Annotated in this window: 21 protein-coding genes; 9 read left to right on the top strand and 12 right to left on the bottom strand. The window is 71.1% G+C overall.

The features are described from left to right. Nucleotides 1–140: 140 nt before the first annotated feature. Together GSY65_RS25990 and GSY65_RS25985 are read right to left on the bottom strand one after the other, a co-directional pair. A complete protein-coding gene (locus GSY65_RS25990; protein ID WP_055713506.1) occupies nucleotides 141–776 on the bottom strand; it encodes a DUF6230 family protein in 636 nt (211 codons plus the stop codon). Between the two features lie 696 nt (nucleotides 777–1,472). Further along, nucleotides 1,473–2,447, bottom strand: coding sequence for a tetratricopeptide repeat protein (locus GSY65_RS25985; RefSeq protein ID WP_159773188.1), 975 nt, complete (start codon nucleotides 2,445–2,447; stop codon nucleotides 1,473–1,475). A gap of 198 nt (nucleotides 2,448–2,645) precedes the next feature. Here GSY65_RS25985 and GSY65_RS25980 point away from each other — a divergent pair, with 198 nt between their 5' ends. After that, a complete protein-coding gene (locus GSY65_RS25980) occupies nucleotides 2,646–3,257 on the top strand; it encodes a TetR/AcrR family transcriptional regulator (protein WP_159773186.1) in 612 nt (203 codons plus the stop codon). Between the two features lie 227 nt (nucleotides 3,258–3,484). Here the strand turns inward: GSY65_RS25980 and GSY65_RS25975 are convergent, their stop codons facing one another. Next, complete coding sequence (locus GSY65_RS25975; RefSeq protein WP_159773184.1) at nucleotides 3,485–5,185, bottom strand: acyl-CoA mutase large subunit family protein; 1,701 nt, start codon at nucleotides 5,183–5,185, stop codon at nucleotides 3,485–3,487. A gap of 95 nt (nucleotides 5,186–5,280) precedes the next feature. On the opposite strand from GSY65_RS25975, the gene GSY65_RS25970 reads away from it, so the two are divergent. Beyond that, nucleotides 5,281–5,622 carry a DUF3817 domain-containing protein gene (locus GSY65_RS25970; protein ID WP_159773182.1) on the top strand — a complete coding sequence of 114 codons (342 nt, stop codon included), beginning with the start codon at nucleotides 5,281–5,283 and terminating at the stop codon, nucleotides 5,620–5,622. Between the two features lie 15 nt (nucleotides 5,623–5,637). On the opposite strand, the gene GSY65_RS25965 is transcribed toward GSY65_RS25970, so the two are convergent. Then, nucleotides 5,638–6,147, bottom strand: a complete 510-nt coding sequence (locus GSY65_RS25965) for a MarR family winged helix-turn-helix transcriptional regulator (RefSeq protein ID WP_086803864.1) — start codon at nucleotides 6,145–6,147, stop codon at nucleotides 5,638–5,640. A 177-nt stretch (nucleotides 6,148–6,324) separates the two neighbouring features. On the opposite strand from GSY65_RS25965, the gene GSY65_RS25960 reads away from it, so the two are divergent. Then, nucleotides 6,325–7,368 (top strand): glycoside hydrolase family 6 protein, encoded by a 1,044-nt coding sequence (locus GSY65_RS25960; protein ID WP_159773181.1) that lies wholly within the window; start codon nucleotides 6,325–6,327, stop codon nucleotides 7,366–7,368. Nucleotides 7,369–7,454: 86 nt separating this feature from the next. Here GSY65_RS25960 and GSY65_RS25955 read toward each other — a convergent pair whose 3' ends face one another. The 4 genes from GSY65_RS25955 to GSY65_RS25940 all read right to left on the bottom strand — a co-directional run bounded on the left by GSY65_RS25955 (nucleotide 7,455) and on the right by GSY65_RS25940 (nucleotide 12,136). After that, on the bottom strand, nucleotides 7,455–9,410 hold the full coding sequence (locus GSY65_RS25955; protein WP_159773179.1) for a kelch motif-containing protein: 1,956 nt from the start codon (nucleotides 9,408–9,410) through the stop codon (nucleotides 7,455–7,457). Between the two features lie 3 nt (nucleotides 9,411–9,413). Further along, nucleotides 9,414–11,279, bottom strand: a complete 1,866-nt coding sequence (locus GSY65_RS25950; protein ID WP_159773177.1) for a glycosyltransferase family 2 protein — start codon at nucleotides 11,277–11,279, stop codon at nucleotides 9,414–9,416. 222 nt (nucleotides 11,280–11,501) lie between these two features. Next, entirely contained in the window at nucleotides 11,502–11,795 is a 294-nt protein-coding gene (locus GSY65_RS25945) for an MTH1187 family thiamine-binding protein (RefSeq protein WP_159773175.1), read from the bottom strand. Beyond that, entirely contained in the window at nucleotides 11,792–12,136 is a 345-nt protein-coding gene (locus GSY65_RS25940; RefSeq protein ID WP_159773173.1) for a DUF3817 domain-containing protein, read from the bottom strand. The genes GSY65_RS25945 and GSY65_RS25940 overlap by 4 nt, the downstream gene beginning before the upstream one ends. Before the next feature lie 177 nt (nucleotides 12,137–12,313). Between GSY65_RS25940 and GSY65_RS25935 the strand changes: the two genes are divergently transcribed. The 4 genes from GSY65_RS25935 (at nucleotide 12,314) to GSY65_RS25920 (ending at nucleotide 14,985) form a co-directional block, all read left to right on the top strand. Beyond that, entirely contained in the window at nucleotides 12,314–12,946 is a 633-nt protein-coding gene (locus GSY65_RS25935; protein WP_159776404.1) for an AIM24 family protein, read from the top strand. Nucleotide 12,947: 1 nt separating this feature from the next. Beyond that, nucleotides 12,948–13,598 carry an AIM24 family protein gene (locus GSY65_RS25930; RefSeq protein WP_159773171.1) on the top strand — a complete coding sequence of 217 codons (651 nt, stop codon included), beginning with the start codon at nucleotides 12,948–12,950 and terminating at the stop codon, nucleotides 13,596–13,598. A gap of 2 nt (nucleotides 13,599–13,600) precedes the next feature. Next, nucleotides 13,601–14,398: an AIM24 family protein gene (locus tag GSY65_RS25925; RefSeq protein WP_159776402.1), complete on the top strand. Its 798-nt coding sequence runs from the start codon at nucleotides 13,601–13,603 to the stop codon at nucleotides 14,396–14,398. 110 nt (nucleotides 14,399–14,508) lie between these two features. Then, the gene (locus GSY65_RS25920; RefSeq protein WP_159773169.1) at nucleotides 14,509–14,985 is read left to right on the top strand and encodes a MarR family winged helix-turn-helix transcriptional regulator; all 477 of its coding nucleotides are present in this window, start codon (nucleotides 14,509–14,511) and stop codon (nucleotides 14,983–14,985) included. Between the two features lie 128 nt (nucleotides 14,986–15,113). Here the strand turns inward: GSY65_RS25920 and GSY65_RS25915 are convergent, their stop codons facing one another. Next, complete coding sequence (locus GSY65_RS25915) at nucleotides 15,114–16,541, bottom strand: sensor histidine kinase (RefSeq protein ID WP_159773167.1); 1,428 nt, start codon at nucleotides 16,539–16,541, stop codon at nucleotides 15,114–15,116. Continuing rightward, the gene (locus tag GSY65_RS25910) at nucleotides 16,538–17,206 is read right to left on the bottom strand and encodes a response regulator transcription factor (protein WP_159773165.1); all 669 of its coding nucleotides are present in this window, start codon (nucleotides 17,204–17,206) and stop codon (nucleotides 16,538–16,540) included. The genes GSY65_RS25915 and GSY65_RS25910 overlap by 4 nt, the downstream gene beginning before the upstream one ends. A 171-nt stretch (nucleotides 17,207–17,377) precedes the next feature. Between GSY65_RS25910 and GSY65_RS25905 the strand changes: the two genes are divergently transcribed. Next, nucleotides 17,378–18,106 (top strand): PepSY domain-containing protein, encoded by a 729-nt coding sequence (locus GSY65_RS25905; protein WP_159773163.1) that lies wholly within the window; start codon nucleotides 17,378–17,380, stop codon nucleotides 18,104–18,106. A 257-nt stretch (nucleotides 18,107–18,363) separates the two neighbouring features. Here GSY65_RS25905 and meaB read toward each other — a convergent pair whose 3' ends face one another. Both meaB and GSY65_RS25895 read right to left on the bottom strand, forming a co-directional pair. After that, the gene (gene meaB / locus GSY65_RS25900; RefSeq protein ID WP_159773161.1) at nucleotides 18,364–19,320 is read right to left on the bottom strand and encodes a methylmalonyl Co-A mutase-associated GTPase MeaB; all 957 of its coding nucleotides are present in this window, start codon (nucleotides 19,318–19,320) and stop codon (nucleotides 18,364–18,366) included. A gap of 46 nt (nucleotides 19,321–19,366) precedes the next feature. Next, complete coding sequence (locus GSY65_RS25895; protein WP_159773159.1) at nucleotides 19,367–20,569, bottom strand: acetyl-CoA C-acetyltransferase; 1,203 nt, start codon at nucleotides 20,567–20,569, stop codon at nucleotides 19,367–19,369. Between the two features lie 148 nt (nucleotides 20,570–20,717). Between GSY65_RS25895 and mce the strand changes: the two genes are divergently transcribed. Then, nucleotides 20,718–21,158: a methylmalonyl-CoA epimerase gene (gene mce, locus GSY65_RS25890; protein WP_159773157.1), complete on the top strand. Its 441-nt coding sequence runs from the start codon at nucleotides 20,718–20,720 to the stop codon at nucleotides 21,156–21,158. The last annotated feature ends 65 nt before the right edge of the window (nucleotides 21,159–21,223 follow it).

The following is a 21,223-nucleotide window of genomic DNA, read 5'->3' as shown; positions in this document are numbered from 1 at the left end:
GTGAGAGGTTCGCGTACGGCACGTGGTTCGAGGCGCGCGTACGGCCACTCACGTACGGAGGTCGCGCGCGGGGTGCCCCGCGCCGCGAGAGGGACGGGCGGGCGAAGAAGCGCAGGCCCCCTCACCCGCCCAGGGAGTGCTCAGTAGCACTCCACGGTGCCCTTGTGGAGCGACATCTTGAGGTTGCTCAGCTTGAAGGTTCCGGCGGTGGTCGCCCACGCCGTCTGCTTCACGTCGCTCAGCGTGGCCGAGTCGGCCTGCTGGGCGAACCCGTAGGGGTTGGCCTGCTCCGAGCCGCCCTTCATGCCCGGACCCTTGTTGGCGTCCTTGGCCGCCACACCGATGTCGATGCCCTTGAAGACGGCATCGGCCGAGAGGTCCTCGACGTCGATGTAGAGGTTCTCGGCCTCGACCTTCTTGCCACCGGTACCGGCGGTCAGCTTGAGGCTGACGCTACCGAGCAACGGGACACCGGGGGTCACGACCGACTGGCACATGTTGGTGATCGTCGCGCTCTTGAACGCCGAGACGGCGACGGGGTGAACCGTCTTCTCGCCCTTGAGGGTGTAGCCCTCGTCGAGCGCCCCGTACTGCGAGAAGCCCTGACCTTCGAGCTGACCCGCCGTCACCTTGAACGACTGTCCCGACACACTGAACGACGCGGCGAGAGCACCCTGCGCGAGGGCGACACCTATCGCTGCCGTGGCGGCGACGCTGGGCACCATGACCACAGCGAACCGCTTCCATCTGGTCCCGCCACGCACCTGGGACTCCATATTTCCTCCTTCTCGGACGTACATCTCCTGCCACCGGCTCGCCCCTTGACGGCGGCTCGGCCGGACAGGGATGGGAGAAGTGCTACGTCCTCGGGAATGGGGAGCGCCCGCGCTCGGTGGCACCGAAGCGCCCGAACTCACCGGCGATCACCCCCGAGCGACAACCACTGGTCGCGCCTGACACGCATCACGCACAACCTGCTGGACAGGCTCCACCGTTGAGGCGGAGACCCCCCTGCCCAAGAGACGGCGCCACTGTCACCGGCTCTACTCGGTGGGGACCCAGAAAACCCGTTGACCCGACTGGCTGGCGGGGTACGGGACAGGACCGAGCGTCGCCGATCGTGGTGCATTCTGGCCGCCCCCGCAAGGGGGTTCGTTACTCGCTAGTAACGGACGGATAACCGAACAACGACCCAATGGCATCGGCAAGCGACCCTGGGTCGCCCCGCGTGAGGCGACAGACTGGTTGACAGCCGGACAGAGTCCGACACATCGGCGCGGTTCTCTTACTGCCAGTAACAGCGGCCTGGATTACCAAGATTTGGCAAAGGGCGGCCGGGATGTCGCCGTGTCGCCAAATCTCCCGGTCCGGCGACGCGCGTTACGGCACCTCACAGCCGTGCGCCCACGCCGAGGCGTGGGCGCGGAGGGCGAACCGGGGCGGGCCGGTTGCGGCGCGCCCCGGAACCCGGCTCAGAACAACGCCCGCGCCAGCGCCCGGCGGGCCGCGGCCACCCGCGGGTCGTCGGACCCGACGACCTCGAACAGCTCGATCAGCCGCAGCCGCGCGGTCTCCCGGTCGTCACCCGCCGACCGCCGGACCGTCTCGACGAGCCGCCCGAAGGCGTCCTCCACATGGCCGCCCACGAGGTCGAGGTCGGCCGCGGCGATCTGCGCCTGCACGTCGGCGGGCTTCTCCGCGGCGGCCTTGCGCACCTCATGCGGGTCCATGCCCTGCACCCGCTGCAGCAACTCGGCCTGCGCGAGGCCCAACTTGGCCTCGATGTTGCCCGGGTCGTCGCTCAGCACGTTCTTGTACGCCTGCACCGCGCCGCCGAAGTCGCCCGCGTCCAGGGCCTGTACGGCGGCGGCGAGCAGATGGTCGTGGGGGCCGGCCGGGACCTGCGGGACGGACTCGGCGGCACCGGGCTCGGCGTCGGGGTCGACCACGAGGCCGGTGAGGCCGAAGCGCTGCTCGGCGACCTGGACGAGCTGGTCGAGGGTGGCGCGGATCTGCTGCTCGGGGGCGGCACCCTGGAAGAGGGGGAGGGCCTGCCCGGCGACGACGGCGAACACCGCCGGGATCCCCTGGATCCCGAACTGCTGCATCAGCATCTGGTTCGCGTCGACATCGATCTTGGCGAGGACGAACTTGCCGTTGTAGTCGACGGCCAGCCGCTCCAGCACGGGGCTGAGCTGCTTGCAGGGCTGGCACCACTCGGCCCAGAAGTCGATGACGACGGGCACCTCGGTGGAGCGCTGGAGGACCTCCGCCTCGAACCCGGCCTCATCGACGTCGATGACCAGGTCGGCCGGGGAGACGGCTCCTCGACCGCCCTGCCGGGCCGCTTCGGCCCGCGCCTGCTCCGCCTTCGCCTTGGCCTCCTGGGCCGCCTTCACCGCGGCGAGGTCGACGACTCCGCTCATGGACATGTTCCGTGGCTGCATGAGTACATCCTCCCCCCTCCGGGCGCACGCGTGAAAAGCGTCGCGGAACCGACCGTCCTCCTCGGGCTCCGGCTTTCGCTACGACCCGTAGCGTAACTGCGCCCGCGAGTCGTATGTACCCACTCCCCGGTGATCTGCCTCACGGCACCGGGCGCGACATGCCTGGGCGCCGAAGAACGGCCGGATATGGTCGGCGGCATGCAGAGCCGCACCCCTGCCTCCCGCGCCACGGGGCGCCCGCGCAGCGCCGCGGCGGACGCCGCGATCCTGGCGGCCACCCGGGAGGCCCTCGTGGAGCTGGGCTGGTCGAAGCTGACGCTGGGCGACGTGGCGACGCGCGCCGGGGTGGCCAAGACGACCCTCTACCGCCGCTGGGCGGGCAAGAACGAGCTGGTGGTCGACGCGGTGGCCGAACTCTTCGACGAGCTGGAGATCCCCAACCGGGGCAGCCTCGCGGCGGACATCGAGGGCGTGGTGCTGCAGTTCGCCGCGATCCTGGCCCGCCCCGAGGCACGCAGCGGCCTGATGGCCGTCATCGCCGAGTCGACCCGTGACGACGCGCTGCGCGAGCGCATCCGCACGTCCATCGTCGAACGTCAGAAGCGGCTGGTCCTGGAGGGCCGCACCCGCGCCCAGGCCCGCGGTGAACTCCCGCCGGAGTCCGATCCCACGACCGTCGACCTCATCTTCGACGTCGTGGCGGGCGCGGTGGTGCACCGCACCCTGGTGAGCGCGGAACCGGCCGACGAACGGTGGGTCCGCGCCTTCACCAGGCTCCTGCTGGTGGGCCTGGGCGGGGCTGCGGGCTGAGGGGGATGCGCGCGACCGGGCCGGCGGGCCCACCCACGCGCATCCCCGTGCGCGAACACCCCCTAGCGCCGCGGCCGGCAACGTTTGCCCGTCAGGGAGCGGCGTCCGGTGCGTGCTCCCGGCGTGCCGGGCGCACGTCCTCGTACGGGATGTACTCGAGCTTGCGCCCGGTGCGGCGAGAGCACGCACCGGACGTCGCGACGGGGCGAACGTTGCCTGCCGCGGCACTAGAATCCCGCGGGCTCCGTGTAGACCCCCCACTCGTCCCGCAGGACCCCGCAGATCTCGCCCAGCGTGGCCTCCGCGCGGACCGCGTCCAGCATCGGGCCGATCATGTTCGACCCGTCCCGCGCGGCGGCGAGCATGGCGTCCAGCGCACGTCGCACCGCCGCGTCGTCACGGGCGGCCTTCCGGCCGGCCAGCACCCGCACCTGCTCGCGCTCGACCTCGTGGCTGACCCGCAGGATCTCCAGGTCGCCGGTCACGGAGCCGTGGTGGACGTTGACGCCCACGACGCGCTTCTCGCCCTTCTCCAGGGCCTGCTGGTAACGGAAGGCCGACTCGGCGATCTCTCCGGTGAACCACCCGTCCTCGATGCCCCGCAGGATCCCGGAGGTCATCGGCCCGATCGGGTGCCGTCCGTCGGGGTGGGCCCGCAGCCCGCGCTCCTTGATCTGTTCGAAGATCTTCTCCGCGTCGGCCTCGATACGGTCCGTCAGCTGCTCGACGTACCACGAACCGCCCAGCGGGTCGGCGACGTTGGCGACGCCCGTCTCCTCCATCAGCACCTGCTGCGTGCGCAGGGCGATCTCGGCGGCCTGCTCGGAGGGGAGCGCGAGGGTCTCGTCCAGGGCGTTGGTGTGCAGGGAGTTGGTCCCGCCGAGGACCGCGGAGAGCGCCTCCACCGCCGTGCGCACCACGTTGTTGTACGGCTGCTGCGCGGTCAGCGAGACACCGGCGGTCTGGGTGTGGAACCGCAGCCACTGGGCCTTGTCGGTCCGCGCCCCGTACACGTCGCGCATCCAGCGGGCCCAGATCCTGCGCGCCGCGCGGAACTTGGCGATCTCCTCGAAGAAGTCGACGTGCGCGTCGAAGAAGAAGGACAGTCCGGGCGCGAACACGTCGACGTCCAGCCCGCGGCTGAGCCCCAGCTCCACGTACCCGAAGCCGTCGGCCAGGGTGTACGCCAGCTCCTGCGCGGCCGTGGCCCCGGCCTCACGGATGTGGTAGCCGGAGACGGACAGCGGCTTGTACGCGGGGATCCGGTCCGCGCAGTGCTCCATGAGGTCGCCGATGAGCCTGAGGTGCGGCTCGGGCTGGAACAGCCACTCCTTCTGTGCGATGTACTCCTTGAAGATGTCGGTCTGCAGGGTGCCGTTCAGCACGCCCGGGTCGACGCCCTGCCGTTCGGCGGCGACGAGGTACATGCAGAAGACGGGCACGGCGGGCCCGCTGATGGTCATGGACGTCGTGACGTCCCCGAGCGGGATGTCCTGGAACAGGACCTCCATGTCGGCGGCGGAGTCGATGGCGACGCCGCAGTGCCCGACCTCGCCCAGCGACCGGGGGTCGTCGGAGTCCCGCCCCATGAGGGTGGGCATGTCGAAGGCCACCGACAGCCCCCCGCCGCCGTTGGCGAGGATCATCTTGTACCGCTCGTTCGTCTGCTCGGCGTTGCCGAACCCGGCGAACTGCCGGATCGTCCAGGTCCGTCCCCGGTAGCCGGTCGGGTGCAGCCCTCGCGTGAACGGGAACTCCCCCGGCCACCCGATCCGGTCGAACCCGTCGTACACGTCCCCGGGCCGGGGGCCGTACACGGGCTCCACCGGATCGCCGGACAGCGTGGTGAAGTCGGCCTCGCGCTTGCGCGCGGCGTCAAACCGGGCCTGCCAACGACGGCGACCCTCCTCGATGGCGTCAGCGTCCATGGGAACCAATTTACTAGGACGTCCTAGTAAATGATAGTGACGCAGGTCAGGACGCGCCCGCGGGGCGCGCGGAAGCACCCGTTACGCTCAACGGCATGAAGAAGAGCGTCTTGACCCGCTACCGAGTGCTGGCCCTCGTCACGGCCGTGCTGCTGATCCTGCTCACGGCGGGCGTGATCGGCAAGCGCGTGCTGGGCCTGGACGGCTTCGACACCTTCGTCACCGTGGTGGGCTTCGCCCACGGCTGGCTGTACGTGCTGTACCTGGTCTTCGCCTTCGACCTCGGCAACAAGATGAAGCTGCCGGTCGGGCGCCTGCTGTGGGTCCTGCTCGCGGGCACGGTCCCGACCGCCGCCTTCTTCGTCGAGCGCCGGATCACCCGCGAGGCCGAGCCGCTCGTCATCGGGGACCCGGCGACCGAGACCGCCGCCGCCTGACCCGGCGGCCACCGCTCAGTCCTCCTCGAAGTCCCCCGCCGCCACCCGCAGCGGGCGGAGCATCGCGAAGATCTCCGCGCACTCCTCGGCGTCATAGGCGCCGAGGCCGAAGTCCATGGCCATGAGGTCGCGGGTGGCGGCGTCACAGACCTCGCGGCCCTTGTCGGTGATCGAGGCGAGGGTGCCGCGGCCGTCGTTGGGGTTGGGGCGCTTGTCCACGAGACCCGATCTCACCAGGCGGTCCACCGTGTTCGTCACGGACGTGGGGTGGACCATGAGGCGCTCACCGATCTTGGACATCGGCAGCTCGCCCTTCTGCGAGAAGGTGAGCAGCACCAGCGCCTCGTAGCGCGCGAAGGTCAGCCCGTACGGCTTGACGACCGCGTCGACCTCCGCCAGCAGGATCTGCTGGGCGCGCATGATCGAGGTGATCGCGGCCATGGACGGGACGTTCCCCCAGCGCTGCTTCCAGTGCTCGTCGGCGCGCGAGATGGGGTCGAAGGAGAGGCTGAGCGGCTTCGGCACGGCATCGACCTTACCGGCCGGTCACATGCTGGTCAGCCCCGTCTCGCGTTTCGGTCGCCCGGCGGGACCGGCGGCCCTCCGCGGGCGGTGTCGCAACCGGGCCGACCCATCACCCTGTGTGACCATGGGCGGCGGATCATCACGACACGTCACCGCCCTGGGAGCAGAGGGAGCGCCATGTCCCGGCCGACCCGTACGTCGCTCGCCGTCCTCTCGGCCCTCACCGCGCTCGCTCTCGCGGCGGGCTGCTCGTCGACGGGGGCCCCGGCCGGGAGCGACACCGGCGACCCCTCCGCCGACGACGCCACCGAGAGGGCCGGTGACGCCGTACGGGCCGCCGCCGGGTCCCCCTTCTGGGTGGACCCGGCGAGCCCCGCGGCCCGGCAGATCGAGCGCTGGGAGGACGAGGGCCGGGCGCGGGACGCCGCGCTGCTGCGCCGGATCGCCGACCGGCCGATCGCCCTGTGGCCGGCCGGCGACGACCCGGTGCCGGTGATCGCGAAGGCGGTGCGGGCGGCGGGACGGGAGCACCGCGCGGCGGTCTTCGTCGCGTACAACATCCCGCACCGCGACTGCGGCCGGCACTCGGCGGGCGGCGCCGAGGACTCGGGGGCCTATCTGCGGTGGATCGACGCCTTCGCCGGCGCCCTCGGGGGGAGCGACGCCCTGGTCGTCCTGGAACCCGACGCGGTCGCCCACATCGTGGACGGCTGCACCCCCGGCGCCTACCACGCCGAGCGCGAGGGGCTGCTGGCCGAGGCCGTCGACCGGCTGAAGGAGCGGCCCCGCACCAAGGTGTACCTCGACGCCGGGAACCCGGCGTGGATCGCCGACCCCCGCGACCTCGTGGCGCCGCTGCGCCGCTCCGGCGTCGGCCGGGCCGACGGCTTCGCCCTCAACGTCTCCAACTTCCAGACCGACGCCACCACCAAGGCGTACGGCCTCCGGCTGTCCGCGGCCCTCGGCGGCAAGCACTTCGTCGTCGACACCAGCCGCAACGGCAACGGCCCCCTCGACGGCGAGCGCGGCACCGCCTGGTGCAACCCGCCCGGCCGGGCCCTCGGCACGGCGCCCACCACGGACACCGGCGAGCCGGCCCTCGACGCGTACCTGTGGATCAAGCGCCCCGGTGAGTCGGACGGCCAGTGCCGGGGCGGCCCGGCGGCGGGCACCTGGTGGCCGGACTACGCCCTCGGTCTGGCCCGCAACACGAAGGCGTAGCCTCCGCCACGCCACCCGCCGCCCATCACCCCGCCACCGCGCCACCGCGCCACCCGTCAGCGTGCCCCCCGCCGCAGCGCCACCCGTCACCGCACCTGGACCCACTTGGCCACCGACGGTGTGCCCCTCGCGTCCGTCACGAACAGCATGTACCAGCCCGGCGGGACGAGGGTCCGGTCCTCCGGGACGTCGACGGTGATCGAGTCGGGCGTCCGGGTGACCTCCAGCGCGATGGACCGCTGTTCGACGTCGGTGGAGTGGGTGACCGCGCTGGGCCGCATCAGCCGGGCCGCGACGATCCGCTCGGGGTGGGCGGTGGCGAAGGTGGCACGGCCCTTGGCGTCGGTCTCCTGGGGGCCGTCGCCGAGGACGGGACGGTCCTTGCCGTACTTGTGCAGTTGCGGCGGGGTGTAGACCTCCATGCGCTGCTCGAAGTGGCCCAGCTTGGTGTTCTGCTGGTCGTCGAAGAGCGGGTCGGAGCCGAAGGTGGCGACGCGGCCGTCCGGCAGGAGCAGTGCCTCGGAGTGGTAGTTGCGGCCGACGCGAGGGGCGGCGGCGCCGCGGAAGGCATTGGTCCGGGGGTCGTAGAACTGCGCCTTGAGGATGTTGCTGGCGCTGCGGCCCCGGTAGTCGCGGGAGCCGTTGGAGGTGAGGACGGTGTCGTCGGGCATGATCACGCTGTTCAGGTAGCGGGTGCCCTGGGGGAGGTCGGGGCCGTCCCGGAAGGCCGGGTCGTCCTTCGTCAGGTCGACGACCGCCGTGCGCGAGGTCGACTTCCGTGACTCGCCGACGCCTCCGCCGCCGAGGATCATCACCTTCTGGTCCTGCGCGGGCGGCAGCAGCACGGAGGCCGAGGTCTCCGTCCGGTCGGCGTCCGTCAGGCCCGGCACCTGCTCGAACGTGTTGGTCCTCGGGTCCCACAGGCCCGGCACCCGGCCCGCGTCGGCGGGGCCGTACCCGGCGTTGGAGGCCGGGTAGAACAGCTTGCCGCCCTTGGTGAGGAAGAGGGCCGGGTAGGTGGGGAAGTACCGCTTGGGTCCCGGCGTCCACTTCCTCGTCGCCGGGTCGTAGATCTCGTTGTCGCCGGGGTCGACCACCCCCACGTCGTCGAGGCCGGACACGGCGAGCACCCTCCCGTCCTGCAGACCCACCAGCGTCGGGTACCAGCGGGCCTTCGCCATGGGGGCGACGGGCACGTACCGCTCCGCCACCGGGTCGAACTCGTAGGCCGCCCTGATCCCCTGGAAGTCCTGCTTGTCCAGGGTGATCTTCTCGGAGAGGCCGTACGTGTCGGCGGCGGCCCGGCCCTTCAGCCCGACGATCTCGTACTGGGCCTGCCGGTCGGTGACGAACCGCGGGCCCTTGCCGACGGCCTCGACGAAGACCCGGGCCTCGCTCGCGGTGACCTTCGTCCGCCACGGCCGCATCACGCCGGCCGCGTCGTAGGTGATGTCGAAGGAGCGTTTCGCCTTGGGGACGGTGACGTCGAAGCGGCTGACGTACTCGGTGCCGGCGGGCGAGCGGAAACGGGTGCCCTTCGCCAGGAACACGTCCTGGTCGGGGTTCTCGTTCTTGACCCGCATGCCGCCGCCGGCCCGTTCGACCTCGCCGTCCAGCAGTTCGTAGCGGGCGGTTCCGCCGGCCACCAGGAGCCGGCCGGAGGGCAGTTGGGCGTGGCCGGCGCAGAAGAAGTCGACGGGGGTCGGGATCTTCTTGAAGGTGTTCCTCACCGGGTCCCACAGGACGGTGTCGAAGGACCCCGCGTCGAATTTCTTCTGCTCGTTGCCCGAGCCGGCGACGATCAGCACCTTGCCGGTGTGCAGCAGTGCCGCGTGGATGGCGTTGGTACGGAACTCCCGCGGGATGTCTACCTGGGACCAGGAGCCGTACCGGGCCCGGTAGCCGGGCTGGGCGATCTTCCACTCGTGGTACCGCTGCTCGGCGAAGCCGATCACCGCCGGGGCGTTCAGCGCGGCGAGGAGGGTGACGCCTGCGATGCCGAGGGCGGTCCTCTTGGTCTTCTTCGAGAGGGGGTGCGCCATCGCCTAGCTGCCTCCTGTCGTGGTGCCGGAGACCGAGGGGGCCGGGGTGGGTGCGGGGGCGGGAACGGGCTCGGTGCCGTCGCCGGTCCTGGCCGTGGCCACCGGGTCCACGGCGGTCACGGTGTCCAGGGCGTCCGCGGCGTCCACGGCGTCCACCGGGTGGGCCGTCCGCCGCGTCCCACGCCCGGTGTCCGCCCGGCGCTCCCTGTACCGGGTGACGGCCCAGACCCCGACGGGCGCCAGCGAGACGGCCGTGGCGAGGACCGCCCAGGTGCGCATGGCCACATGGCTGTGGTCGAGCAGGAGCGAGGCGGTCAGCGACGCGGAGAGCACGGCCGCCCAGAACAGGTGGATACGGAAGGTCAGCAGCCGGTCGGGGCTGGCGTCGTGGCCCTTCGGGGTGACGACGAAGCGGCAGGGCAGTCTGAGCAGCGCGGCGCCGAGGGACTTCAGGTAGATGGGCGCGCAGAGCGCCGACATGGCCATGCCGGCGAGCCCGCCCGACCCCTCCGGCTCGTGCGGCGAGACGTTGTGCCTGCGGTTCCACAGGTAGAGCCCGACCTGGAGGGCGGCCGCGTCGCTGTAGAGCATCAGCCACACGGAGGCGGTGACCTGGGTGCCGGACGCCCCGAAGCACAGGAACAGCACGCAGCTGAGGATGCCGAGCAGCCAGTTGACGGCCGTCATCGGGTAGTAGACGAGCATCAGCGTGTACGAGAAGAGGCGGCCCCACGGCATCGTGAACGGCGCCTTCCAGTACTGCTTGAGCAGCGTCTCGTACGTGCCCCGCGACCAGCGCATCTGCTGGGAGAAGAAGTCCGTCCAGGAGGCGGGCCCCTCGCCGACGGCCAGCACGTCCGGCGTGTACACGGACCTCCAGTACGCGCCCGTGGCGGGGTTGCGGCGGCGGTGCAGCTCGAAGCCGGTGGCCATGTCCTCGGTGATCGAGTCGCGCAGTCCGCCGATCTGCCGCAGCGCGGCGACGCGTACGACGTTGTTGGTGCCGACGAACATGGGGGCGCGGTAGCGGTTGCCGGCGCGCTGGATGAGGGCGTGGAAGAGGAACTGCTGCGACTCGGCGGCCTTGGTGACGGGGGCGGTGTAGTTGCCGTACACCTGGGGGCCGACGACGAACGCGACGTCCGGGTCGCGGAAGTACCCCATCATCCGTTCGAGGAAGTTCGGCAGCGGTACGTGGTCGGTGTCCACGGAGGCGAAGAACGCGTACGCCTCGCCGTGCGCGGCGATCCAGGCGTTGTAGTTCCCGTGCTTGGTGCGGGCCTTGTGGGGGCCCTTGGGGCGGTTCCACTCGGCCCTGCCCCTGCGGGTGAAGTGGCGGACGCCGAGTTCCGCGCAGAGCGCCCTGGCCCGGTCGTCGTCGCCCTCGTCGAGGAGCCACACGTCGAGGTGGCCGTCGTGCCGTATTCGGGTCGCGCCCTCCAGGGTGGCCCGGACCATGGAGAGGGGTTCCTTGCCGGGGACGTAGGTGGTGAGGAAGGCCACGCGGGTGCCGGGTTCGGGGACCACGGGGACGGGGTCGCGGGCGACCATCGTCGCGTGGGCGATCGAGACGACGTTGACGACCATAAAGAGTTCGATCAGCCCGATCGCCGCGAGCATCGCGATGTCGAGGCCCACCAGCCAGGCGGCCGCGCCCTCGCGCTCCACCCGGTGCGTCGGCCAGACGAGGTAGACCAGCAGGGCGCCCGTGAGGAGCGGCGCGAGCGTCATCAGCAGGACGGCGCGTATGCGGTGCGGTTCCTTCGCGAGGAGCTTGGTGTACCGCACCCGGTGGACCGGCCCCGACGGCTCCGTGAGCGGTCCCGCCAGACGGCTGTGGGTGTCGTAGTCGTAGCCCTCCGGTCCCACAGGGCCCTCCCGCGATCGAACGAGGCGATACCTCTACGAAAGGGGGCATGTGTCAGGGCGTCGATCCGGAGGGGGCCGAACGGAGGACGTCACCGCGGGTGCCGCGGCGCATCGCCCCCGGGCACGGGAGAACCCCGGCCCGCGGGACCGGGGTTCAGGGGCCGGCGTTCAGGCGCCGGGGATCAGGGGCGGGCGGAGGTGGCTCCGGCGTGCGGAGGCGGTCTACTCGGCGAGGTGCCGCTCGATCGTCTCCACCTTGGAGGTGAGGCCGTCGGTCACGCCGGGGCGGATGTCCGCCTTCAGGACCAGCGAGACCCGCGGGGCGCGCTCCTCGACGGCGGCGACGGCGCGACGGACGACATCCATGACCTCGTCCCAGTCGCCCTCGACGGAGGTGAACATGGCGTCGGTGCGGTGCGGCAGACCCGATGCGCGGACGACCCGGACGGCCTCGGCGACGTACTCCCCCACGTCCTCGCCGACGCCGAGCGGCGTCACGGAGAAGGCGACGATCACGCGTTCACGATCCCTTCCTTGCGGGCGCGGGAGGCGATCACCGCGTCCTCGGCCTCACGGCGCAGCCTGCGCTCGGCGTAGAAGCCGCCGCCGGGCACCACGGAGAGGGCGAAGTACAGCGCGGCGGTCGTCAGCGGCCACTTCGCGCGGTTCCAGGCGTCGGCCCAGAAGAGCAGGTACAGCAGGAACAGGATGGCGTGGACCCAGCCCATGACGGGCACCGCGTTGAACTCCGTGGTCCGCTTCAGCACCGAGCAGACCAGCAGCAGCAGGAAGGAGACGGCCTCGGGGGCGGAGACGAGGCGCAGTCGGCGGAGGGCGGAGGCGGTCTTTATGTCCACGGGTCACCTTCGGGTGGGGTGGCGGGCGGTCGTCGGGCTTTGTGAACGCATGCACAAGCGCTGTCCATTCTGGCATCCGTCAACCTGCCGCCTGCCCCAGGGGTCCCCTCAGGGTCGAGATCACCCTCTGGACCCTGTCCTGTCCGGCCATCGGCCGGTTACCGTCACCCCGTGGCAATGTTCCGACTTCAAGGCAGCAAGGTGCTCGCCGTCGACATGACCGGGGACGCCGTGAAGGCGAAGAACGGCTCGATGGTCGCGTACGACGGTCAGATGTCGTTCAAGAAGCTGAGCGGCGGTGGTGAGGGTCTGCGCGGGATGGTGACGCGGCGCCTCACGGGTGAACAGATGACGTTGATGGAGGTCACCGGGCAGGGAACCTGCTGGTTCGCGGACCGGGCCTCCGAGATCAACCTCGTGAATCTTCAGGGGGACAAGCTGTACGTGGAGTCGAGCAATCTGCTCGCGACGGACTCCGGGCTGCGGACGGGCACGAGCTTCACGGGGCTGCGTGGCGCCTCGCAGGGCAACGGCCTGTTCACCACGACGATAGAGGGCCACGGCCAGGCGGCGATCATGTCCGACGGCCCGGCCGTGGTGCTGCGCGTGAGTCATCAGTACCCGCTGACGGTGGACCCGGGGGCGTACATCGCCCACCAGGGCAACCTCCAGCAGTCGTTCCAGTCCGGTGTGACGTTCCGCACGCTCCTCGGGGAGGGCGGCGGCGAGGCGTTCCAGATGCGCTTCGAGGGCGACGGCCTCGTCTATGTCCAGCCGAGCGAGCGCAACACGATCGCGGGAGACGTGTGACATGCCCTTCCGTGAGATCAACTCGAAGATGATCGAGGCGACCGTCCTGCCCGGCCAGCGGCTGTTCAGCCAGCGTGGGGCGATGCTCGCCTACAAGGGCGAGGTGTCCTTCACGCCCAACATCCAGGGCGGCCAGGGCGGTATCGCGTCGATGATCGGCCGCCGCGTCGCGGGCGAGGCGACCCCGCTGATGACCGTCGAGGGCAGCGGCACCGTGCTGTTCGGGCACGGCGGCCACCACATCCAGGTGATCAACCTGACCGGTGACACGCTGTACGTGGAGGCCGACCGGCTGCTGGCCTTCGACGGCACCCTCCAGCAGGGCACGATGTTCATGGGCTCGCAGGGCGGCGTCATGGGCATGGTCCGCGGCCAGGTGACCGGGCAGGGCCTGTTCACCACCACCCTCCAGGGCCACGGCGCGGTCGCCGTGATGGCGCACGGCGGCGTCATCGAGGTCCCGATCACCCCCCACCGTCCGGTCCACGTGGACCCCCAGGCGTACGTCGCCCACCACGGCGACGTGCGCAACAAGCTGTCCACCGCGCTCGGCTGGCGCGACATGGTGGGCCGCGGCTCCGGCGAGGCGTTCCAGCTGGAGCTGAGCGGAAACGGCGTGGTGTACGTCCAGGCCTCGGAGGAGAAGCTGTGAGCATGTACGGGGCCCCTGTCGCCGGCCCGACCGTCTTCGACCCGATGACGCTGCCGAGCGACGACAACGTCAACAACTACACCTTCTGCGTGGAGCTCAAGGGGAGCCAGTGGTTCCTGCAGAAGGGGAAGATGATCGCCTACTACGGGCAGATGGAGTTCAACGGTGTCGGGCACGGCCGCCTGGACCGTCTCGTCCGTACGTCCTTCCATTCGCCTCTGCACGCGAGCGACTGGGTGGTCGCCGAGGGCTCCGGGAAGATGCTCCTGGCCGACCGGGCCTTCGACGTCAACTCGTACGACCTGGACGAGGGCAACCTGACCATTCGCTCCGGCAACCTCCTCGCTTTTCAGCCAAGTCTCGCGCTGAAGCAGTCCATCGTTCCGGGGTTCCTGACGCTCATCGGGACCGGCAAGTTCGTGGCCGCCTCGAACGGGCCCGTGGTGTTCATGGAACCCCCCATCCGGGTCGACCCGCAGGCGCTGGTCGGGTGGGCCGACTGCCCCTCCCCCTGCCACCACTACGACCACGGGTACATGACGGGCGTGATGGGCGGTCTACGTGCACTGACGGGCATCGGCGGCGCCTCCGGCGAGGAGCACCAGTTCGAGTTCGTCGGGGCGGGCACGGTGCTGCTCCAGTCGTCCGAGACGCTGATGGCCGAGCAGGCGATGGGCACGGTTCCACACGAGCCGGGCGTACCCGGCGGCGGAGGGGTACCCGGGCACCACGGACAGCAGGGCGCCGCACCGCGCCTTCCCGGACAGCTGGGTGATCTCCAGCGTCGCTTCGGGCTGTGAGCGGTAGTCTGCGGAGTGTGACATCGAACGTGTGCGCGCTGTCATGTTCCGACCCGCACCACCACAACCCTCGCTAGTTCATCTTTCAACCTTTTAGGTAGACTTCATTCATGGAGACCGAGACGGCCACGCGCTGGCTGACCGATGCGGAGCAGTGCGCCTGGCGCACCCATCTGGACGTCAACCGACTATTGACGCACCAGCTCGAAAGGGATCTGCAGCCGTTCGGCCTGACAATGAACGACTACGAGATCCTGGTGAACCTGTCCGAGTCGGAGGGCCTGCGGATGCGGATGAGCGACCTCGCCTCCGCGACCCTCCAGTCCAAGAGCCGCCTGTCGCACCAGATCACCCGCATGGAGAACGCGGACCTGGTGCGCCGGGAGAACTGCGAGTCCGACCGGCGCGGGCTGTTCGCCGTGCTCACCGAGCACGGACTGGAGACCATGCAGCGGGTCGCGCCGCACCATGTGGCGTCCGTGCGGCGGCACTTCATCGATCTGCTGCCGGAGGACGCGCTGCAGGAGCTGCACAAGGCGCTCACACCGGTCGCGGAGCACCTGCGCAGCCATCGCGGCAAGCCGTAGCGCTCCGCCGGAGGGCCGGAAGACCACGGGCGCTGGGGCTGCGGGTGGGTCGGCCGCGGGGTGCGTCGTGGCCGGTCGCGCGGTTCCCCGTGGTTGCGTGGGGGCGCAGTGTCCCGAAGAGGGTGCCCTCAGGTCGCCCTGGGGAGCCGTAGCTCGAACAGGGCGCCGCCTCCGGGGGCGTCGCCGACCGTCAGGGTGCCTCCGTGGCGGTGGGCGATGTCCCTGGCGATGGCCAGGCCCAGACCGGCGCCGCCGTCGTCGCGGGCCCGGGACTCGTCCAGGCGGACGAAGCGTTCGAAGATCCGGTCGCGGTCGGCGAGGGGGACGCCCGAGCCGTCGTCGACGACCTGGAGGACGGCCTCGCCGGCCTCGGCGCGCAGGGTGACGGCGACCCGGTCGCGGGCATGGCGGGCGGCGTTGTCCAGCAGGTTGCCGAGGACCCGGCAGATCTGGCCGCGGGAGCCGCCGACCTCCAGCGACGCCACGCTGTCGAGGGCCACCCCCGGACGGGAGTCCACCTCCTCGCGGACGACCCGCGCGAGGTCGAACCGCGCGTCCTGCGGCGGCCGCTCCCCCGCGTCGAGGCGGGCGAGGAGCAGCAGGTCGGCAGCGAGGCTCTGCAGCCGCACGGTGTCCTCCAGGGCCCCGTCCAGGTCCAGCAGCTCCGGGTGCGCGGCGCCCACTTCCAGCTGGGTGCGCAGGGAGGCGATGGGGCTGCGCAGTTCGTGCGAGGCGTCGGCGACGAAGGCCCGCTGGCGTTCGACGGAACTCTCCAGCGCCGCCAGGGTCTCGTTCGTCGTACGGGCCAGACGGGCGACCTCGTCGTGGGTGTCCGGCTCGGGGACGCGCCGCGAGAGGTCCTCGGACGCCGTGATCGCGGCCATCTCGGCGCGGATGCCCTCGACGGGCCGCAGCGCCCGCCGGGTCACCAGGTACGTCACCCCGCTGACCGTCAGCAGCAGCAGCGGCAGCCCGATCAGCATCGTCGTGAGGGCGGTGTCCACGGCGTCCTGCTCGACGGCGAGCGGCGCGCCCGCGTAGACGGTGAGCGGGACCCCGCCCTTGGTGATCACGTCGACGGCGGCGAACCGGTAGTCGGCCGTCTCCCCCTCCACGGTCGCGGTGCCCTCGCCGTACCAGGTCTCGTCCGCGACCTCACCGGACTTCAGGCGGTCCTCGTCCTCCGCCTCGTGGTCGCCCTCCGCCCGGTCGTCGGCGTCGTCGTTGGTCTCGGAGTTGAGCCGCTCGGAGGCGACGGCGCTCACGCTGATGCCCTCGACGTCCTCGCCGGCCACGACCGGCTTCTGGTCGCGGTCGAGGATCTCCACGGGGTTCTCGTCGCCGTCCGGCAGGTTCAGCTTGTCGTACGCGAAGCCGTGGGCGAGCGCCGAGGCGGCGCTGCGGGCCACGGAGTCGGCCTCGGCGTCCGCCTTGTCGACGAGGGTGAACCGCAGCGAGAGCAGCACCGCGGCGCCCGCGGCGACCAGGGCGACGGCCACGACCATGGTCGCGGCGAGCGTGGCACGGGCCCGCACGGAGCCCAGTCGGCGCCTCACGGGCGGACCTCCAGTCTGTATCCGGCGCCGCGGACGGTCTTGATGAGCGTCGGGCCCAGCTTGCGGCGCAGGGTGCTGACGTAGACCTCGACGATGTTCGGGTCGCCCTCGTAGGCGAAGTCCCAGACGTGCTCCAGGATGTCGGCCTTCGACACGACCTCACCGGCTCTGAGCACGAGCTGTTCGAGGACGGAGAACTCCTTGGCGGTCAGGGTGACCTCGTCGCCGGCGAGGAACACGCGCCGGGCGGCGGTGTCGACCCTCAGATCGCCGACCGTGTGCACGGGCGAGGCCCCGCCGGCCGGGCCGCGCCGCCTGAGCAGCGCCTTCACCCGGGCGACGAGGACCACGTAGGAGAACGGCTTGGTGAGGTAGTCGTCGGCGCCCGTGTCGAGCCCCTCGGCCTCGTCGTACTCGCCGTCCTTGGCGGTGAGCATCAGGATCGGCACGTCGTGGCCGGCGGCGCGCAGGGCGGCGCACACGCGGTAGCCGTTCATGCCGGGCAGCATGATGTCGAGGATGACGAGGTCGTACACGTCCTCGCTCGCCCGGTGCAGGCCCTCCACGCCGTCGTGGACGACGTCCACCGCGTAGCCCTCGGCCGTCAGCCCCTTGGCCAGGGACACCGCGAGCCGCTTCTCATCTTCCACGATCAACAGACGCATGCGTTCAGCTTGGCAAAACGAACCTGAAGCGGTCTTCAGGGGGTTTCAGGTGCGCTTCAGCGTCGCTCGGCCAGATTGGTCGACGTCGAAAGCAGACGAGGCACCCGAGCCAGCCGCGACCGGCGACACCACCGTCACCGGTTGCCACCCGTCGCATTCCGGAGGAATCCCATGAAGCGCAACATCGTCATCGCCACCGTAGCGGCCGCCGCCCTGATCGGCGGAGGCACCGCGACCGCCATCGCGGTCGCGGGTGACGACGAGGCGCCGGCGAAGAAGACCGTGACGGTGTCGAACGACGGCGACGACCGCGACGACGCCCAGGACACCGACGACACCGCGCGGGACAGGGCCGAGGACAAGGCGGAGGACAAGGCGGAGGACGCGGCCGAGGACAGGGCCGCCCGCGACACGGACGAGGACGCCGAGGACAAGGCCGAGAACGCGGCCGAGGCAAAGGCCGCGCAGATCACGGCCGCCGACGCGATCAGGGCGGCGCTGAAGCACACCTCCGGCACGGCGGTCTCCGCCGACCTGGACGACGAGGGCACGACCCATGTGTGGGACGTCGACGTGCTGACGAACGGCGGCGCCTGGCACAGCGTCCGGATCGACCCGGCCACCGGGAAGGTCCTCGGCTCGCACACCGAGCAGGACGACGACGGTGACGACGCCGCCGAGACCGCGCAGATCCGGGGCGCGCTCAAGGGCGGCTCCGTGACCGCCGCGCAGGCCGCGGAGGCCGCCGCAGCCAAGGGCACGGTCACCTCCGTCGACCTCGACGAGGAGAGCCGGGACAGGGCCTGGGAGGTCGACACCACCGCCGCGAACGGCACGGGCAGCGACTGGCGCGTGGCGCTGGACACGGGGAAGGTCACGGCCGACCGCACGAACGACTGACCGCCGGATGCCTTCCGGGCCGTGGTTCGACTGCGGCCCGGTGAGGGGTGGTCGCGCCCAGGCGGCGGAGCCGCGTGGGTCACCGCCCCGCGCCCCTGAAAAGCAACCGGGGCCACGCCCCGTGCTTCTCAGCTGCATTTCAGCATGAAGGGCGGGCCGCAGGCCCGTCCCCCTTCACGGGCGCGGGGAACCGCGCGAGAACCCGCGACGCACCCGCACCCGCCGACGCACCCCCGGCCCCGACCCAGGAGGCGCCCTCATCCCTCCGTCAGGCCGGCGACCAGCTCGTCGGCCGCCCGGTAGGGGTCCAGCGTCCCCTCCACGATCCGCTCCGCGAGCGCGCTGAGGCGGCGGTCGCCGTGGAGGTCCCCGATCCGCTCCCGCAGCGCGGTCACCGCGATCGTCTCGACCTCCCGCGCCGCCCGCGCGAGCCGCCGCTCGGCGAGCACCCCGCGCTCCTCCATCCACGCCCGGTGCTTCTCCAGCGCCTCGACGACCTCGTCGACGCCCTCGCTCCGCGCCGCGACCGTCTTCACGATCGGCGGCCGCCAGTCGCCGGGGCCCCGCGAGTCCCCGAGCCCGAGCATGTGGTTCAGCTCGCGCGCGGTGGCGTCGGCGCCGTCCCGGTCGGCCTTGTTGACGACGTAGACGTCACCGATCTCCAGGATCCCGGCCTTGGCCGCCTGGATGCCGTCGCCCATGCCGGGCGCCAGCAGCACCACGGAGGTGTCGGCCTGGGAGGCGATCTCCACCTCCGACTGGCCGACCCCGACCGTCTCCACCAGCACCACGTCGCAGCCCGCCGCGTCGAGGACGCGGATCGCCTGCGGCGCCGCCCAGGCCAGGCCGCCGAGGTGGCCGCGGGTCGCCATGGAGCGGATGTAGACGCCGGGGTCGGAGGCGTGCTCCGACATCCGGACGCGGTCGCCGAGCAGCGCGCCCCCGGAGAACGGCGAGGACGGGTCCACCGCCAGCACGCCGACCCGCTTGCCGGCCTTCCGGTACGCGGTGACCAGCGCCGACGTGGACGTGGACTTGCCCACGCCGGGCGAGCCGGTCAGTCCGACGACGTACGCCCCGCCGGTCAGCGGGGCCAGCGCCGCCATCACCTCGCGCAGCTGGGGGGACGCCCCCTCCACCAGGGAGATCAGCCGGGCGACGGCACGCGGCCGCCCTTCCCTGGCCTGGGCCACCAGCGTGGGCACGTCCTGCATCACAGCTCCGTTCCGAACAGCCACGTACACCTGGGAGGAGAAGGCCTCAGGCCTTGGGTACCCGCACGATCAGCGCGTCACCCTGACCGCCGCCGCCGCACAGCGCGGCCGCGCCGACACCGCCGCCGCGCCGCCTCAGCTCCAGCGCGAGGTGGAGGACGAGACGGGCACCCGACATACCGATCGGGTGACCGAGGGCGATGGCGCCGCCGTTGACATTCACCTTTTCCGGGGACACCCCGAGGTCCTTCATTGACTGTACGGCGACCGCCGCGAAGGCCTCGTTGATCTCGATGAGGTCGAGGTCCGCCACGTCCAGGCCGTCCTTCTTCAGGGCGTGCCGGATCGCGTTCGACGGCTGCGACTGCAAAGAGTTGTCCGGTCCCGCGACGTTCCCGTGGGCGCCGATCTCGGCGAGCCACTGAAGGCCCAGCTCCTCGGCCTTCTCCTTGCTCATCACGACCACGGCCGCGGCACCGTCGGAGATCTGCGAGGCCGAGCCCGCGGTGATCGTGCCGTCCTTGGCGAACGCCGGGCGCAGCCTGCCCAGCGACTCCGCGGTGGTCTCGCCGCGGATGCCCTCGTCCTGGCTGAAGACCACCGGCTCGCCCTTGCGCTGCGGGATCTCCACGGGGGTGATCTCCGCGTCGAAGATCCCGTTCTTCTGCGCGGCGGCCGCCCGCTGGTGGGACAGGGCGGAGAACTCGTCCTGCTCCGGACGGAGGATGCCGAGGCGGGTGTTGTGCTTCTCCGTGGACTCGCCCATGGCGATGCCCTCGAAGGAGTCCGTCAGCCCGTCGTGCGCCATCGCGTCGAGCATCTGGATCGCACCGTACTTGTGGCCCTCGCGGGACTTCGGCAGCAGGTGCGGGGCGTTGGTCATGGACTCCTGGCCGCCGGCGACGACCACGTCGAACTCGCCGGCGCGGATCAGCTGGTCGGCGAGCGCGATGGCGTCCAGACCCGACAGGCACACCTTGTTGACGGTGAGGGCGGGCACGTTCATCGGGATGCCCGCCTTGACGGCGGCCTGGCGCGCCGGGATCTGCCCCGCCCCGGCCTGGAGCACCTGGCCCATGATCACGTACTGCACCTGGTCGCCGCCGATCCCCGCACGGTCGAGGGCGGCCTTGATCGCGAAGCCGCCGAGGTCGGCTCCGGAGAAGGACTTCAGCGAACCGAGCAACCGCCCCATGGGCGTACGCGCGCCCGCGACGATCACCGAGGTCCTGCCGTTCGTTCCAGTCATGAGGTGCGATCCCCTTCCAGCCTGCACGGCCGAGGAGTGAACGAGGGTTTACTTCGAATGTACTGAGTGGCACTCCGTGCCGTCACCGGGCGGTGAGTGTGATCGCTGGCACGTTGCGTAACGGCGCGAGGAGCGCTGCACTGACACCATGCTGACGCGAATCGACCACATCGGGATCGCCTGCTTCGACCTCGACAAGACCGTCGAGTTCTACCGGGCGACGTACGGCTTCGAAGTGTTCCACTCCGAGGTCAACGAGGAGCAGGGCGTGCGCGAGGCCATGCTCAAGATCAACAGCACGGACGACGGGGGCGCCTCCTACCTGCAGCTCCTGGAGCCGACCCGCGAGGACTCCACCGTCGCCAAGTGGCTCGCGAAGAACGGCGAGGGGGTGCACCACATCGCCTTCGGTACGGCGGATGTGGACGCCGACGCGGCCGCGATCAAGGACAAGGGCGTACGCGTCCTGTACGAGGAGCCCCGACGCGGTTCCATGGGGTCACGGATCACGTTCCTGCACCCGAAGGATTGTCATGGAGTACTGACAGAACTGGTCACTTCGGCGGCAGTTGAGTCACCTGAGCACTGACCCCCGTACATATGGGCCGGTAGGGTTGGGGGCGGCCGTCCCCTTCACCGGGCGACGGCCCGGGT

The sequence above is a fragment of the Streptomyces sp. HM190 genome (genome assembly GCF_009857135.1).
Taxonomy (GTDB): domain Bacteria; phylum Actinomycetota; class Actinomycetes; order Streptomycetales; family Streptomycetaceae; genus Streptomyces; species Streptomyces heilongjiangensis.
The sequence above is the reverse complement of the archived record's forward strand: the minus strand, read 5'-3'. Positions and strand labels throughout refer to the sequence as shown.